16 protein-coding genes and 3 pseudogenes are annotated in these 16,105 nt (G+C 63.3%); 8 read left to right on the top strand and 11 right to left on the bottom strand.

The annotated features are described in order from the left end of the window. Positions 1–156: 156 nt before the first annotated feature. Genes ON39_RS07945 through ON39_RS48545 form a run of 4 tightly spaced genes read right to left on the bottom strand, consistent with a single transcriptional unit; the run spans position 157 to position 2,166 of the window. A complete protein-coding gene (locus ON39_RS07945; RefSeq protein WP_040732628.1) occupies positions 157–939 on the bottom strand; it encodes a hypothetical protein in 783 nt (260 codons plus the stop codon). A 2-nt stretch (positions 940–941) separates the two neighbouring features. Next, positions 942–1,265, bottom strand: a complete 324-nt coding sequence (locus tag ON39_RS07940; protein WP_040732627.1) for a hypothetical protein — start codon at positions 1,263–1,265, stop codon at positions 942–944. Next, positions 1,258–1,587 carry a hypothetical protein gene (locus ON39_RS07935; protein WP_146251269.1) on the bottom strand — a complete coding sequence of 110 codons (330 nt, stop codon included), beginning with the start codon at positions 1,585–1,587 and terminating at the stop codon, positions 1,258–1,260. Before ON39_RS07935 ends, ON39_RS07940 begins: the two co-directional genes overlap by 8 nt. Positions 1,588–1,620: 33 nt before the next feature. Continuing rightward, the gene (locus tag ON39_RS48545; protein ID WP_157195418.1) at positions 1,621–2,166 is read right to left on the bottom strand and encodes a hypothetical protein; all 546 of its coding nucleotides are present in this window, start codon (positions 2,164–2,166) and stop codon (positions 1,621–1,623) included. 551 nt (positions 2,167–2,717) lie between these two features. Between ON39_RS48545 and ON39_RS07925 the strand changes: the two genes are divergently transcribed. The 5 genes from ON39_RS07925 (at position 2,718) to ON39_RS48540 (ending at position 6,644) form a co-directional block, all read left to right on the top strand. Further along, the gene (locus ON39_RS07925) at positions 2,718–3,320 is read left to right on the top strand and encodes a hypothetical protein (RefSeq protein WP_040732624.1); all 603 of its coding nucleotides are present in this window, start codon (positions 2,718–2,720) and stop codon (positions 3,318–3,320) included. Between the two features lie 54 nt (positions 3,321–3,374). Further along, positions 3,375–4,982, top strand: a complete 1,608-nt coding sequence (locus ON39_RS07920; protein ID WP_246003081.1) for a SulP family inorganic anion transporter — start codon at positions 3,375–3,377, stop codon at positions 4,980–4,982. A gap of 276 nt (positions 4,983–5,258) precedes the next feature. Continuing rightward, positions 5,259–5,636, top strand: a complete 378-nt coding sequence (locus ON39_RS07915) for a hypothetical protein (protein ID WP_040732623.1) — start codon at positions 5,259–5,261, stop codon at positions 5,634–5,636. Positions 5,637–5,783: 147 nt separating this feature from the next. Then, the gene (locus ON39_RS07910) at positions 5,784–6,467 is read left to right on the top strand and encodes a potassium channel family protein (RefSeq protein ID WP_157195417.1); all 684 of its coding nucleotides are present in this window, start codon (positions 5,784–5,786) and stop codon (positions 6,465–6,467) included. Between the two features lie 12 nt (positions 6,468–6,479). Then, complete coding sequence (locus ON39_RS48540; protein ID WP_157195416.1) at positions 6,480–6,644, top strand: hypothetical protein; 165 nt, start codon at positions 6,480–6,482, stop codon at positions 6,642–6,644. 134 nt (positions 6,645–6,778) lie between these two features. Here ON39_RS48540 and ON39_RS47055 read toward each other — a convergent pair. Beyond that, a pseudogene (locus tag ON39_RS47055) lies at positions 6,779–7,047 on the bottom strand (ArsR family transcriptional regulator). Positions 7,048–7,960: 913 nt separating this feature from the next. On the opposite strand from ON39_RS47055, the gene ON39_RS07900 reads away from it, so the two are divergent. Next, a complete protein-coding gene (locus ON39_RS07900; RefSeq protein ID WP_040732618.1) occupies positions 7,961–9,043 on the top strand; it encodes an IS630 family transposase in 1,083 nt (360 codons plus the stop codon). Between the two features lie 741 nt (positions 9,044–9,784). Here the strand turns inward: ON39_RS07900 and ON39_RS50010 are convergent. From ON39_RS50010 to ON39_RS07880, 4 genes and pseudogenes are all read right to left on the bottom strand, one after another. Then, positions 9,785–10,106, bottom strand: a pseudogene (locus ON39_RS50010) (ATP-binding protein); the annotation flags it as partial. 131 nt (positions 10,107–10,237) lie between these two features. Next, positions 10,238–10,837 (bottom strand): TerD family protein, encoded by a 600-nt coding sequence (locus ON39_RS07890; protein ID WP_246003080.1) that lies wholly within the window; start codon positions 10,835–10,837, stop codon positions 10,238–10,240. Further along, positions 10,834–12,123, bottom strand: a complete 1,290-nt coding sequence (locus tag ON39_RS07885) for an ArsB/NhaD family transporter (protein ID WP_040732615.1) — start codon at positions 12,121–12,123, stop codon at positions 10,834–10,836. Before ON39_RS07885 ends, ON39_RS07890 begins: the two co-directional genes overlap by 4 nt. A 28-nt stretch (positions 12,124–12,151) precedes the next feature. Beyond that, entirely contained in the window at positions 12,152–12,604 is a 453-nt protein-coding gene (locus tag ON39_RS07880) for a CBS domain-containing protein (protein WP_040732614.1), read from the bottom strand. Between the two features lie 281 nt (positions 12,605–12,885). Here ON39_RS07880 and ON39_RS07875 point away from each other — a divergent pair, with 281 nt between their 5' ends. Both ON39_RS07875 and ON39_RS07870 read left to right on the top strand, forming a co-directional pair. Then, the gene (locus tag ON39_RS07875; protein ID WP_040732613.1) at positions 12,886–13,242 is read left to right on the top strand and encodes a hypothetical protein; all 357 of its coding nucleotides are present in this window, start codon (positions 12,886–12,888) and stop codon (positions 13,240–13,242) included. A gap of 93 nt (positions 13,243–13,335) precedes the next feature. Further along, a pseudogene (locus ON39_RS07870) lies at positions 13,336–14,136 on the top strand (IS481 family transposase); the annotation flags it as partial. 234 nt (positions 14,137–14,370) lie between these two features. On the opposite strand, the gene ON39_RS07865 reads toward ON39_RS07870, so the two are convergent. Then, positions 14,371–15,162, bottom strand: a complete 792-nt coding sequence (locus ON39_RS07865) for an efflux permease Rv1217c-related protein (RefSeq protein WP_040732612.1) — start codon at positions 15,160–15,162, stop codon at positions 14,371–14,373. Next, entirely contained in the window at positions 15,152–16,051 is a 900-nt protein-coding gene (locus tag ON39_RS07860) for an ABC transporter ATP-binding protein (RefSeq protein WP_040732611.1), read from the bottom strand. The genes ON39_RS07865 and ON39_RS07860 overlap by 11 nt, the downstream gene beginning before the upstream one ends. Positions 16,052–16,105 lie beyond the last annotated feature (54 nt).

Raw genomic sequence — 16,105 nt, 5'->3', positions numbered from 1 at the left:
CCTTGCTGACACCTTGGACAGGAGCACAGTCCGCAGGTGGGCTGTCGTAAGGCGGCGCCGACTTGTCTTTGTCCGATGTCGTTGTCCCACAACCCACGACAGCCAGACAGCACGTCGCGGCCATGACGACAACCTGTGACCACACCATGGCGCGCCTCACGAGGGCGTCCCCCAACCGGGGCCCGTTGGATTCCGGGGCTGCCATCCGGAGACGGTCAATGCCGCGGGTGCAATGGCGGCAGGAACTTCGACCAGGTTGATCTTGGTGATGACGTCGTCGATTTTCCCGCCGATGTTGCTCATGTATTTGCTCAGGTCGTCGATCAGTGTTTTGGTGTCGGTCATGAACGTGGAGACGAAGTCCAACGCGGCGCTTTGGTAGCTGTCGGTGCCTGCGGCTCCGCCGGTGAGAATGACCACCAGTGCGTTGGTTTGCGCTTTCTTACGTGCCGACTCGTACTGTGCGAGGCTGGCCGCCGTCGAGTGAACGGCCGTCGTGGCGTTGGTATATGCGGTCGCACAGTAGGCGCCGAGGTCATTGAGATAGCCCGCGATCTGGGAGATAAACGTATTGTTCGACCGCGTCGAGGTGGCGAGCCGATCGACGTAGTCCACGGCGGCATCTCGGGCCGAACCGGCCCATCGTGCTTTGAGATTCTCGTTAGCAGTTGCCAACCCGATACCGTCATTGCTGCCGTCGACCGCCTTGGTCAGCTCCGACACCGAGTCCTGCCAGGCCGCCAGGACGGTGGAAACCTTGCTCGGATCGCCAAGCATCTTCTGAATCGTACTCATACGGTCACGCACCGGTCCGTCGACACCAAGGTCTTCTGCCCAGTTGACTACATAGGCTGCCTGTTCCCACGGGAACACCAATTCGGCGGGCAGGCCGTTGGGATTCCTGTCCGCCGGGATTGCGAAACCTTTCTTGTCTCCCATGATCAGTACCCCAGCTGCGCATCGATGTAGCCGAACTTGCGGTAGTAGTCGGCATCCAAGCCTTCGAAATGGTTCGCACAGGTTTTCAGGCCGTCTGCTGCGGATTGGATCGAGGCCGAACCTTCGCGCAGCTTAGTGGCGAGCCGCGCGGTGGCGAGATTGAACTTCGCGGCGTTGTCCTTGCCGAAGGACCCGAGTGCGTTCAGGTCCATCGGAGTGCCCTGAATCTTGTCCTTGGCAGCGTCCCAATGTCCGGAGGTCTGCCTGATCTCTTCGGCCTCCAGCTTCAATGCCTCGGGGACCACGTGGAAGTCCTGATCAGCCATGAATATTGCCCCCTTCATCGGACAGCACCGGCACCGGCCGGGCCGCAGGTGAGTTGATCGCCGCGCAGATCGCCCGCAGGACGTCGACCTCGTTGGACCGGATAACATCGTCGATGTTCAGACTGATCGTTTGCAAGATCCCGTTTCCGTCGACAGACAGAAACCCGTAGGAATGCCCCAAATCCGCGTCGGCGACAGGAATTTGGCGACTTAGGGCGGCGCGCTTCTCGTGATATCGCCCGGAATCGATGTCTGCCATCAACTCGCGCCAGCTCTTATTCATTTCCTGCGCAAAATGGTACAGATTGTCGAAGTCCATCACAGCTGCCCTTCCCCACATCCTCTCGGCCGATTTTCATCGATGACGAAATTCGTCGGAAAAGCCTCCGGCGAGGGCCTGCGCCGCGGCGACCCGCGCGGCGTTGACGGCCTCCACGATGGCGCAGGCGGTTGAGTTGACCCCTGCCGCGGCCGCCCACTGCGGCTGTCGCGGATCGCCGAATCCGTTCGACAACTCGATGTCGAGCACGATGCCGCTGCTCGAAACGCGTGCGGTCGCAGTCCGGTCCGAGGATGTCCCGGTGAATTGTTGCCTACGAACCTCGGCCATCACTGCCTCGATCCGGTGCTGGGCGACCGCGCGCAAGCGCTCGAACTGTTCCTGCTGCAGGTCCACGTCCTCGACCGCCCCACCCCGATCGGGTTCGACGGATGTTCCTTGGTCGGGCCGCGCACCGTATGGACGAGTGGGAGCAGGCTCGATGAAAGACCGGATCACGGCCGAAGATTGCGATGAGGGCACAGCAGGAGCGGGCAAAGCTGGGCGACGAATGTCGAGGGGTTCCTCGTCCCAGAACTCATCGGGGTCGTCGAAGTGGTTGTAGTGACCCTGAACCGCCACTATCGACTCCCCGCCCCGGTATTCGCCGCTACCGCACGTTGTTTCGCATTGCCGATGATAACCATCCCGCCCCAGTTTCGTTTGGCCGCGTCGATCTTGCGGACACGCAGACTATAGCGATGATCGGCAGTCAGTACATCCCTGCTGGTCACTCGCCCGGCTTCGGCATCGGTCGAGTCTTACGTGTGGCGTGGCAGCCGACGATCGCAACCGCTCGGCAGTCGTCGCGCGCTTTCATACGTTGGACGCGACCAGCGCCTCGTGCGCGTTCAATGGCGGTGACCTGCCCCCGGCGCCGAAACCTCCACGCCACAGGATGAGCGAATCCGGCTGTGTAACAGGGTAATCCGATTCGAGTCAGTTGAAATACCCTATCGCACAATCTTGTCCGCATTCTTCGTTGGCCGGTCGTCGGTGCCGGATCCGGCGTTTGTCCGAGACGTGCAGACCATACGACAATGGTGGCTCCACCGTCGCGTCGACCGGCAGCCGTCGTCTCCCTCGGGGAGCAGCGACCGCAATACCGCAATACCGGCGCATACGCTGCTGGGATGTACTGCGAGCAACCACCGCCGGTAGTGATCGACCCGGCACACGGCGTCAAGGCGAAGTCCGCGGCCGCGATAGCGGTCTGCGGTGGGCTGGGTGCGCTCGGTGTATCGGCCGGGTCGACCGGGCAGGTGTCCGGAGGGACCGGCGTGGCGGTGGCCGCCGGGGTTGTCGGCGGGCTGCTGTTGCTGATCGCGGTGATCGCCGCGTTGTTGTGGCGGGTGCTCACCCGCCCTCGCTCGCTGGTGATCGAGCAGGCCGGTGTGCGTTGGACCGATCCGCGCGGGAGCTCGTGGTCGATCGCGTGGCCCGAGTTGGCGGCGATCTCGGTGTCGCGCACGGTGAATCGCAATCCGAGGAAGATCGTTCCTTCGGCGATGGTGCGGCTGGACCTGTTCCCTGCCGACCCCGGCTTCCGGCAGCGTCATCCAGAGATGGAGCGACTGTGGGAATTGCACCGGGTTCGACAGGGATACCGGGTGCCCTTCGGCGACGTCCCTGACTCGCACGACCTCGTCCCCCGACTCGACGAAAGCCTGCGGATGTTCGCCGGCCCGCGCTATCAGGGCGTGTCCGATGAGGGCTTCACCGCCGGATTGTTCTGATACGCGCCCACAGTCACCGTCCGTCGGGGGCCTCGATCGGGCAGAGATCAGGTCATGTGTCGGGCGTGCTACCGACCGGTCGGACTTGCTCTTTGGGGGTTCTTTACGGCATCTTTACGTCAGGAGCGCCGGGAAGTCTGGTCGGCAGTTCGGTTCATCGCGAGCCGAACTCTGGTTGGACTGCTGGATTCGAGGTGCTCGACTCGTGTTGCAACGTATCGCCACGGAGGCGTTATCCGGATTGACCGTGGCAATCGTCGCGTTGCCGCTGGCCATCGCGTTCGGCATCACCGCGACGGGAACGCCCGAGGGTGCGCTGGTCGGGCTGTACGGCGCGATCTTCGCCGGTTCTTCGCCGCGGTCTTCGGTGGCACGCCGGGCCAAGTCACGGGCCCGACCGGGCCGATCACCGTCGTCGCTACCGGCGTCATCGCCGCACACGGCCTCGAGGGCGCGTTCCTCGCATTCGTCATGGCCGGCGGGTTCCAGATCGTGTTCGGGCTGTGCAGGCTCGGCTCCTTCATCCGGTTCATCCCGCATCCGGTGGTCTCCGGTTTCATGGGCGGCATCGCGTTGATCATCATTCTCGGCGAGTTGGATCAGGTGCAGAAAAGTTTCCTGCTGGTCGCGCTCACCATCGCGCTGATGCTCATCTCGGCACGGCTGATCAAAGCGATCCCGGCCAGCTTGATCACCCTGGTGGCCATCACCGCGATACTGCCGTTCACCGCGAACATGTTGGACAACGTCCGCCTCGGCCCGCTTCCGCTCAACACCGCGGTCGACTACATCGGCAAGATCCCCGAGGCAATCCCCACCCTCAACACCCCCGACCTGAGCGGCTCGCTACTGCTGACGCTGCTGTTGCCCGCGCTGAGCATCGCATTACTCGGATCGATCGACTCCCTGCTGACCTCAGTGGTGATGGACAACATCACCGGCACTCGTCACCGCAGCAACAAAGAACTCATCGGCCAGGGAATAGGCAATATCGCCAGCGGCCTGTTCGGCGGACTGGCCAGCGCTGGCGCCACAGTGCGCTCGGTGGTCAACAACAGAAGCGGTGGCCGCACAGCGATCTCGGCCGCGACCCACAGCGTCATCCTGCTCATCTTCGTCGCCGGGCTCGGCGCCGTCGTCCAATACATCCCGCTGGCCGTGCTGTCGGGCATCCTGATCATGACCGCCTTCGGCATGTTCGACTGGAAGACGATGAAAAAGGCCCACGTCTCCCCGAAAGGCGATGTCATGGTGCTGTTCACGACGATGATCATCACCGTCGTGGTCGACCTCACCGCAGCCGTCGCCGCCGGGGTGGTGCTGGCGCTGATCATCCACGCGGGCAAGTCACGCCAGCGCAAGGCCTCCCTCATCGCCGACGGCACCACCTACCAGATCCACGGGCCGTTGTCGTTCTTGTCCGCCGATCACGTGTTCACTACCCTGCGTGACGACAAACCCGAAGTGTCACTGTCGCTGGCAGGTGTGGGCTACATGGACATGTCCGGCGCCAACGCGTTGCTCACCTTCATCGACCATTCCGGCAAAGACGGCGTCCAACTCGATATCACCGATGTGCCAGCACATATCGAGACCAGACTCACAGCCTTGGCCAGCGACGAACAGCAGCGCAAGTGGAGTACCGCCGGTGACTCTGCCTGAATCGCCCGAATGGGCCGAGCTCTACGAGTTTTCCCGATCGTGTCGAATGGACATATCGCGCCCCCGCATGCGTCGACGACAATCGGTGCGGCATCGGTACCAGTGGTGTGCCGGGCAGTCTGGTCGGCGGCAAGGCCCGGGGAAGCGGGTCGGCCTCGATGGGAACGGCGGGCGCACCATGGCGTTGGTTTGTCGGCTGCCCGACATTCGCGGGGGCTCATGATGTTTACCCCGGGGACACAGCCTCCCTTCCAGCGCCCTGCACCCACCTCAGCCGTGGCGGTCTTCATCGAGGCGAGCACGCCGATCAAATCCCGGTATCGGCACCTGACCATGGTGGCCGATTTCGGCTATGGCTTGCGGTATTCCCTGGCGCCGGGAAGAAACCACGTGATGGTGCCGCCAGGGCACTACCGCGTTCAGCTGTACTCGCAGTACACCTGGTGGCAGGTCGGCAAAGCCCTGCTCGACATCGACACCACTCGTGGACCGGTACAGCTCTACTACACCCCGCCATACACCATCTACTCTGCGGGCGCGGCCGGGTTCTGGCCTCAGCAACGCCCCGGTCGCGGTGCACTGCTCGCCATCGTCATTGCGGCCGTGCTGATTCCGCTTCTGCTCGTCGGAGTCGGACTGCTGCTGGCGCCTTGACTACCAGCCGTGCCGTCGTTCCCCCGCCAACACACCTCGCGGACTGCCAGTCCTCGCCGGGCCGAGCTGCTACCGTGAGCGCCCGGAGTGCCGGGAAGACTGGTCGGCGAGGTGATCACACGTTGCCCAAACACCAGGAGCCCTGCGTTGACCGCACACTCGATTGTCATCGGATACGGCGGTACCGGCCGCAACGCCGCGCACGCGATCGCTGAGGCCAGCCCTGGGTCCCCATTGACCGTCATCGACACCGATCCCGCGCGCACCGCCCTGGCCCGAAACGATGGCGCGCACTCCATCCTCGGCGACGCTCGCGACCTCGACGTCCTGCGCTGCGCCGGAGCAGGTCACGCCCTCGCTGTCACCATCGCGGTCGGTGCGGACAGCGAAGCTGTGCGCATCACCTCCGCGGTACGTGGGCTCAACAACTACGCCACTATCTGCACATCCTTACGCGCGGGCGGCTGGAAAGGCGTGGCCGAACACCTGGGCGCCGACCAAGTCGTCGTGACCAGCAAACTCATCGGACGGCTGGTCGGATTGAGCATCCGTCGTCCCGGCCTGCTCACCGAGTTCCGGCGGGCCATGTGGACCTCCCCGCAATGGGTTGTCGCAGAACGCCCGGTGCGCGCCAACGAAATCGGGCACTATCCGAGCGATTGCGGATCGCTTGTGCTGGCTGTGCGCCGCGGGGACCGGCTGCGCTGGCGCGTCGACCTCGACACCTCGCTGTTGAGCGCCTCGGATCGACTGTTGGTGATCCGCGCGGCATGGCCACCGCCAGGACGAACGACCGACCCTGATCAAGCCTCGAGGCCCCCACTGGACTAGGCAGAACTAAGTATGGGCCTGTTCAGCTTCTCTGCCGTCCCCTCCCGGATCGTCTTGATCCAGAGCGGCATTTCGACGATTCTGAAAGCGCAGAAGGACAGCGATGCCGACGAACGCGGCGACAGCAATCAACGCGACAGCTCCGGTCATCGCAGACAACTCCTCGACGGCGCCTAGCGGTCTCGACGCTCTTCGTCGAGCGGGCAGTGCCGCGATAGTACTCGCCCGAACTGCCAGCCACGCTGCGAAATTCGGTTTCAGATCGGCAGAACTGTCACCACTACCCTGCTATGAGGCGCGAGGCAGTCGAATCAGGGGCAGCAGTTGGGGTCGAGGACGACGCACAGGGCGGTGAGGCATCGCGGCGGGCGCGGTGGACGGTGTTCATTTCCCGGCGTTCGGGCTCGACGAGGCCCGCGTTGCGGAGCTGGGTCAGGTGGTGGCTGACCGCCGACTCCGATACCCGAACTGGGTCGCCGATAGCCTTGAGCCGCAAGGCGACTTCGAAGGCGGCAGTGTCGTCGACCGGGCCTGCGGCTACGGTGAGTGGCTGCGCTAATTCTGGCGTGCAGTCACGCAATGTCCTCGGCGAATAGCATCCCGCAATCAGTGCAGGCCGTGTGGTGCCATGCGATTCGGTCAGCGCGTCACCGCCCGAACAGGTGCCTCCTGGTTGAGGCAACCGAGCATCGGGCGCGCTAGGACAATAGTGTTAGTTTCTTAATCCTGCTTATCCGAATTGACCCTGAGCACCTGCTGGACTACGTGCAGACCCATCAAAGCAGCTGCGCCGAACACGAGAACCAGAACGAAAGGAGACTTCGTACTACGCAGTATTTCAACGCCAGCAACAATGAGAGAAACGAGCGCGATTACGTTGAGCCAGAATGCTAATCGCCTTGCCAAGCCCATCGAAGTCACGCTCGCTCTCTGCTACAGTTCCGGTTCCGGGATTATATACTTCAGACCATACCCGTGTACACAGGGGCACGCGTCGGGCATGGAACCACGGCCCTGGTATCTATCGCGTAGCAAGTGGCTCCTGCTGGAATATCGATGACCTGACCTTCTTCGAACATTTCACACTGGTCGAATATCACTGCGGTCGCGGAGCTCGCGCCCAAGAGGACAGCTCCCGCGCCGACGCCCGTGGTCGCAGCAGGCGCACTCAAGGCTGACGCCCCCAAGGCAAGGTATCCTGCGGTGCAACCCAGAGGGGTCGCCTGAGCGACAGAGGTGGTCGAGACCGAGCCGAGCGCCGCTCCGGCGAGTACGATTGAGCTTGCGGCGACAGCCTTGCGGATGCGGTTCATTGCGAGTTCCTATCAGTTGGTTGTTACTGCGAACGGCTGCGCATGCGCGCAGCTCCGGGTGTTGGGGAGTTGCAGCTCCCCAACACCAGGCTTGTATAGACCCCGACTAGTGTCCTGCGCCTGAAATTCGTTCAATTAGTTCCGGGATGTGTTGGTGGAGCGTAGGTTCGGTGCGTGGCGATGGGGCGACCGAAGGCCGAATTGGTGCTCAGTGATGAGGAGCGGGCGGCGTTGATCCGTGGTGCGCGTGCGGCGAGTTCGTCGCAGGCGTATGCGCTACGGTGCCGGATCGTGCTTGCCTGCGCCGAGCCTTCCCCTAATACTGAAGTTGCTGCAAGGCTGGGTGTTTCGGCGCCAACGGTGGGCAAGTGGCGGTCGCGGTTCATAGCCTCCCGCCTGGCAGGGTTGGCCGACGAGCAGCGACCCGGCCGACCGTCCTCGATTCTGCTCGACCAAGTCGAAGAGGTCCTCACCGACACGTTGGCGTCGAGCCCGGTGAACGCGACGCACTGGTCGCGGGCCTCGATGGCGGCCCACAGCGGGCTGTCGAAATCGACGATCGGGCGGATTTGGCGCAAGTTCGACCTCAAACCACATATTCAGGACGGATTCAAGCTGTCGACCGACCCACTGTTCGTGGAGAAAGTCGTCGATGTTGTTGGCCTGTACCACAATCCGCCCGAGCGGGCCGTGGTGCTGTGCGTGGACGAGAAGAGTCAGATCCAGGCACTGGACCGATCCCAGCCGGTATTGCCGATGATGCCGGGCATGCCCGAAAGACGCACCCACGACTACCAACGCCACGGAACCACAACACTGTTCGCCGCATTCAACATCGCCGACGGCACCGTGATCAGCGAGCTGCGCCGACGCCACCGCGCAGCCGAGTACAAGAAGTTTCTGGTCGCCATCGACAAGGCGGTGCCGGCCGAGTTGGACGTGCATATCGTGTGCGACAACCTCTCCACCCATAAAACCCCCGCCGTCTACGAGTGGCTGGCACGGCACCCTCGCTTCCACGTGCACTTCACACCGACCGGCTCCTCCTGGCTCAACCAGGTGGAACGCTGGTTCGCATACCTCACCGACCAACTCCTGCGGCGAGGCGTGCACACCAGCGTCCAATCACTCGAACGCCAGGTAAACGCATGGATCACGACATGGAACGACAACCCGAAACCGTTCGTATGGAAGAAGACCGCCGAGGAGATTCTCAACTCCCTGGCGAAATATCTTCAACGAATTTCAGGCGCAGGACACTAGCTAGGGTTTCACGTCGTGAATGGTCACGCCCGAGTTGTGTTCTGTTCTATATGGTTAGACGCTTCATGACCGAGATCGGTTCCATCAATCACGGAGCTTTCCCAGTTCTTCCGGGCGGTACTCAGCGGCCGTTCTTGCTTGCAACGCCACACGAGAAGCTCCGGATGTTGCAGTAGCCCAGCAGGTTCCGGTATTGAAAAGGTGTTCGCCTCGCCGCGCTACGGCGACCTGCGACCACCGGGAGTCCGGTAAGCAGAAGGCCCTCAGTGTCCGTGTCCATCGTCAGTCCCGCGCTCATGTCCTGATTGAGTCCACCCGCAACGTCGTTGCAGCACAACCTGTCCGCGCTCCGCGGCTGCGTGCACAGTGACGCATAACCGCTGGCGACCGTGTCACGGCGATTCGGATGGTCTTCATCTGGCCTTTCGGGTTCGAGATTTGTTGTGTCACTGAGTTGGACGCCGCTCGTTCCGGATCGGTTCCATCAATCTCGAAAATTTTCTTCCGATCCGGAAGCCGACGGGTGAATCGGCACCGGCCGAAACAGGCCCCGCCCAGCTCAGGGCTACAGATTCAACGGCCCGAACTCATCGACACAGATCATCCGCCCATCGGCGGGCGGGCGTAAATGTCGAGCATCTGGTCATCTTCGCGGCGAAGCCCGCACGAACCCGGCGAAAAGTCCTCAATCGCCCGGTGCGCGCGTTCAGCAGCGGCCGAGGAACACGAATTCTCGTGGGCAGTGATGAAATCCAGCGTGCCCAGGTGGGTGATGGTGTCGCGTTTGAGGGAGCGTTGGTGGTCTAGTCGAACTCTTCCAACGACTTCCGGGACGGGAACCTCGCAGCACGGATGCGCCCCTCGCCGCCGTGGGCTTCGCGAGCGGCGACTTCGCGCTGCAGACAGGCGGCCAGGAATTTCTCATGGCTCCAGCCCTCGCTCCGGGCGCGCTCGGCAAGCCGGCCAACGGCGTCAGCAGGGTGGGGGCTTTGAGATCTCATGCCAGATATGCGATTTCGGATCCGATGTTGCGTGGCCCGTTGGTCGAGGGTTTGGTGGCCATCAGGCGATCCCTTCGCTGTCGAGGTCGAACAAGCGGTCGTAGGCGGATCGTCGCGGGTGGGTCGGAGTTCGCCCGAAACCAGACTCGACACCTTCGAGCGACGACCACTGAGCCGACAGTGACAGTGGGACTCAGGTATCGGACGATGTTTGTGGTGTCGTCAGGAACGGTGCCATGTGCGGGACGGCTTCGACGGGATGTTGGGCGTGGATCGTCGCACCGAGGGGCTCGAATCGCCAAAAGTTCGCGGCGCGAACGACTTTGCCCATCACCAGGCCGGTGTGTGCGCCGCCGCTGAGGTTGTAGTGAGCGATCTCGGTGCCAGAGGTGCTGTCGATCACCCGGCAGAAGGCGTTGTCGATCTGGTCGAAGCTTTGGCCTGTGTACGAGGTGACGAGGAAGAGGATGGTGTCTACCTGCGGCGGTATCCGGGTCAGGTCGACGGTGACCACTTCGTTGTCGCCTTTTCCTTCACCGGTCATGCTGTCGCCGAGGTGGCGGACCGAGCCGTCTCGGGAGCTGAGTTGCTCGTGATAGACGACATCGATGATTTGCGTACCGGCGAACAGCAACGCTGCGGCGTTCAGGTCGATATCGCGGGTGCGGCCGCCGAACCGTCGGGGCTGCACCGGATCCCAGCCCAACGCCATCCCGAGGTGCTCGAGGGCGGCGCCGGTGGTATCGCATAGGTTGATGAACATTGCTTCCTTCGTTTGCTCTGGCTGCTTCATCCGAAGGCGAAGTAGCGCAACCAGAGATAGGGCGCCGCGACGGCGATCGTGATGGCCGTGATCACCGCGCCCTTGCGAGTGAATTCCCAGAACGAGATCGGGGTGCCTGCGCGGGCGGCGATGCCGAGCATCACCACGTTCGCGCTGGCGCCAACCGCGGTCAGGTTGCCGCCGAAATCGGATCCGAGGGTCAGCGACCACCACAGCGCGTCAGCGTGCACCGGGTTGTCGATCGTGCCCGCCAAGTCGGCCACCAACGGGCTCATGGTGGCCACATAGGGGATGTTGTCGATGACGCCGGACAACACCGCCGACACCACCAGGATCAGCAGCACTGCCACCAGCGCACGGCCGCCGGTCGCATCGGCGGCCCAGCGCGCCATCGTCGCCACCACCCCGGTCTTGACCAGTGCGCCGACCATGATGAACAAGCCGGCGAAGAACAGCAGCGTCTCCCATTCGACCCCTGACAAGTAGTCGCCGGGCTCGGTTCCCGAGATCACCACCAGCACACCCGCACCGAGCAGCGCGACCACCGCCGGATCGACATGGATCAGCGAATGCGCCACGAACCCGGTGAACACCGCCGCCAGCACGACACCGCATTTGATCAGCAGCGTCCGATCCCGAATGGCCTCCCCCTCGTTCAAGGCCATCACCTCGGCAATCCGATCCGGTCGCACGTCGAACGATCCACGGAACAGCCGGGGCAACACCAGCGTGAACACCGCCAGTTCGAGCACCACGATCGGTGTCATGTGCGCCAGGAAGTCGTTGAACGACAACCCACTTCGGCTGCCGACGATGATGTTGGGCGGGTCACCGATCAACGTGGCAGCACCACCGATATTGGAAGCCAGTACCTCCGCGATCAAGAACGGCGCCGCCCGGATACCGAGGCGATCGCAGACCAGCACCGTGACCGGTGCGATCAGCAACACGGTCGTGACGTTGTCCAGCAGCGCCGACGCGACAGCGGTGATCACCGTCAGCAGGATCATCACCCGCACCGGAGAACCCTTGGCGCGCTTGGCCGCCCAGATCGCGGTGTATTCGAACACTCCCGTCTGCCGCAGCACGCCGACGATGATCATCATCCCGAACAACAGCAGCACGACATCCCAGTCGACGCCGGTGTCGTGGGAGAAGAACGCTTCACCGGAATCGAGGACACCCAGCCCCAGCACCACCGCCGCGCCGCCGAGAGCGGCCTTGGTCTTGTGGATGCGTTCGGTGGCGATCAGCGTGTACGCCACCACGAAGGTCACCAACGCGACCGCCGTCACCGGCTGGCCTCCGCCACCACAAACCCGCTCAGGTTCGAGTCAACGCCACCTGCAGCAGACGCGACGCGGTGATCACCCCGATCATCTGCTTGCCCTCGACCACTGCGACCAAAGGACAACGCGCACGAGCCATCAACGCGGCCACCTCGATGACCGTGTCGTCGGCACGGACCACCGGTAGCACCGGCTTGGCCTTCGGGTCGGGCAGCATCTCGCCAACCGTTTTGCCGCGCAAGGCATCTGCGGTCCGGTCTGCCACCGATTCCGACAGCACCCCTGCCAGCGACGGGTCGTCCTGCACATATCCGGGCACCAGGAACCGCACGACCTGCGATGCCGGCAGCACCGCACGCGGCACCCGCTCGCCGTCGGTCACCACAATGCCCGGCAACCGATACTCGGCCAGCAGTTTCGCCGCAGCGAGCGCATCGGAATCCTTGGTCACCGACGGATACTCCTCGGCGATCTGGCGTGCTTGCACACAAGCACGATACGACCTCGGCAACCAGATAAGTCACGCATTCGCCGCGACAGCCGTCATCAGTCGCGAATACCGCCGCGTAACTCGCAGATGTGCACACCCCGCACTCCCCATCGCCGGACCGCCCGCCCCGTGATCACGAGCCGGGTCGCCGACCAGACTTCCCGGCACACCACCCGTAAAGATGCCGTAAATGCTGTGTGGTGGCAAATCCGACACCGAGTACGAACACGCGCGAGCCGCCGCTGCGACAGCCTGCGCGCCGGTCGTAAGCTGACGGTGTGGGTCGGCTGCTGTTCCTGGTTCTGGTCATAGCGGTGCTGGCATTCATCGCGTGGTGGATCTCGAGGGAATGGTCCGGCGATGCCGAGCGGGTCGAAGAGGCAAAGCATGAGGTTCGCGGATACGTCGACCGGTTGGGCCGCGAACTCACCACGCTCGCTGCCCAGGACGACGCCGCGCTCGGCTTGCTTGCCGAGGCCGCGGACCGGCTGAATACCGCACGCAACCAACTGGCCTCCGCCACAACCCTCGGCCAAGTTCGGGCGGCCCGCGAAACTGCCCGCACCGGCCTGTATTTCCTCGGCAGAGCACATGAAACGACGGGGTGCGATCCCGGTCCGCCGACCCCGAACTGAGCACTTTTCCCTCGGTCGGCGCTACGGCCGTGTTGCGCGGCCATCGAGTAGGTCGGTGATAGCAGTAGTTGTGTCGGGGTAGTCGGGTCCGAGCCAGATGTAACCGAGCGGCGCATCATCAAGGTCCGGCTGCTGCGACGGTGGGGACCCGCCAGGATCGGATACCTGCTGGGGTTGAATCCCTCGACGGTGCACCAGGTTCTGCGCCGTTACAAGATGGCCCGGCTGCGGCACCTGGACCGCGCTACCGGGCAGGTGATCCGACGCTACGAACACGACAAGCCCGGTGATCTGGTCCATGTCGATATCAAGAAACTGGGCAACATCCCTGATGGCGGTGGCCACCGTGTCCTGGGGCGTCAGGCCGGGAAGAACAACCGCACCCGCACACCCGGAAAGAGGTTGGACCGCTATGGAAACAGTCATGTCGGCTCCAGCTATCTGCACAACGCTGTCGATGACCACTCCCGCCTGGCCTACAGTGAAATCCTGCCCGACGAGAAGAAGGAAACCGCCGTCGCGTTCTGGAACCGTGCACAGAACTTCTTCCACACCAACGGAATACACGTCAAACGGGTACTCACCGATAACGGAGCCTGCTACAAGTCGTTCCTCTGGCGCGACATCCTCACCCAGGCCGGGATCACCCACAAACGAACCCGGCCTTACCGGCCCCAGACCAACGGCAAGGTCGAACGCTTCAACCGCACCCTGCTCGCCGAATGGGCCTACGCCCGCCCCTACCGCACCGAGGCCGAACGCCGCGCTGCCCTGCCTGCCTGGCTGCACACCTACAATCACCACCGCGGCCACACCGCACTCGGCGGACACCCACCAGCCAGCCGCGTCACCAACCTCTCAGGGCAGTACACACATCACCGCCATCCACGGTGATGCCGACCATGTCGTCTCCGTCGAACAGAGCCGCCGCTACATCAACGCAGCCAGACGAGCCAGCAACAACACCGATCTGCGGGTGCTCGCCGGAATCGGCCACGCCGAATTCACCGATATCACCTCACTCGCCTGGGCCGCCGCCCAATATGTCATCCTCGACCACGCCACCACACTGCGCTGACCTCGGACTCCTTCCTACGCGCACGCATCACCCAACTCATGCTGTCTCGGTCAGACGTTGAGATCGCGTCGACCGAACCGGGTCACTCCGGCGATGACCAGAGCCGCCGAAATCGCCGCAAGCATTGCGGCGTCCCCCCATTGCATACCGTTGCGCAGGGGTTCGCCGCCGATGTAGTAGTGGAACGGCGACAGGTATCGCAACCAACTCACGCCGATGATTCCGGCGAGGCTGTGTGCGGCGTAGGTGAGTACCCCGAGCCCGGCGGCACCGGCGAGTACCGGACCTCGCCGCCCGGTCGCGGCACCCAGGCCGATCGCCAAGGCACCGAAGGTGATCCCTAGCAAAACCAGATTCACACACTGCGCGGCGAACTCGCCGACACTGATCGAATCGAGCTCGGCGTTGGAGCGGATAGCCAGCATGCCGAGGAACACCACCAGCCCGATCGCCACCGCCCCAGTGACAAGCGCCGCGAAACGTTGCAATGCGAGCCCGACACGGCTGACCGGGTAGGCCAGCAACAGGTCCAGGTAGCCGGCTTCCTCGTCCCCCGCGATCGCGCGGGCACCGAAGCTGACGCCGTAGACCATCGCCAGCAGCGGCAGCAGCAGCCCGAACACGCTCGAACCGAGATAGCCTGCGGCTGAGGACATATCGTTCAACCGAAGCGCCTCACGCATGGCTTCGGGATAGTTCGCCACCGAGTCGGCCATACCGCCCTCAGAGACCTGCGGGTAAAAGCTCGCATACATCAAGCCAACCACTGCGATACCGACCGCCCAGGCCACCGTCGCGCGGCGATGATCGAGGACAGTACGGGTGTAGATTTCAGGCAGCATCGAACGCTCCGGTGTAGTAGTCGTGGAACAGATCCTCCAGCGCCGGCTCGGTGACCGTCATCGCCACCACGGAATGCCCGACCACGGCCCGCAACAGGGCATCAGGGCTACCGGCCACCTTGCACCGCAAGACCGCGTCGGCGACCTCGACGGCACTCACGTTCGATATCGCGGCGAACTCCGCGGCCCGTACCGGTGCCGTGAAGACGATCTCGACATCGCGAACAGTGTTGCTGCGCAATCCCGCCACCGTGTTCAACGCCACGAGCCGACCCGCACGGATGATGGCGACCCGGTCGGCCACCGCCTCGACTTCGCTCATGATGTGACTGGACATGAACACCGTCTGCCCGTTGCCCGCCGCCTCGGTCACCATGTCCAGGAACGTTTGCTGACCGAGCGGGTCCAATCCCGAGGTGGGCTCGTCCAGAATCAGCAACTCCGGGGTGTGCATGAACGCCTGAACCAGGCCCAGCTTCTGCCGATTCCCTTTCGACAAACTCCTCACCTGCGCGGACTGGTCCAACTCGAGCCGCTCACACAGTCCATCGATACGCGCGGTGTCCACGCCGCCACGCAGGCGCGCCAAGAACCGCAGCATCACACCTACCCGCTGACGTCCCGGTACCACGACATCGCCGGCCAGGTAACCGATTCGCGCGTGCAACTCGACCGCATCAGCCCGCGGATCCAGACCGAGTACCCGCGCGGAGCCACTCGTCGGCCGGATCAGATCCAGCAGCAGACGGATGGTCGTGGACTTTCCCGCTCCATTCGGACCGAGATAGCCGAACACCTCCCCGCGGTACACCTCGAGAGAAAGCTCAGCTAGGCCTCTGGATTCGCCGTAGGACTTGCTGAGCTCATGCAGCTCAATAGCTTTCACCATGCGATGACGGTATCCAACTTTCAGAGATCTGTAAATATTCAGAACGTATGGAGC

Origin of the sequence: Nocardia tenerifensis NBRC 101015, assembly GCF_000308715.1 — a bacterium.
In the GTDB taxonomy this organism is placed as follows: domain Bacteria; phylum Actinomycetota; class Actinomycetes; order Mycobacteriales; family Mycobacteriaceae; genus Nocardia; species Nocardia tenerifensis.
This window is presented reverse-complemented; position numbering and strand designations above follow the sequence as displayed.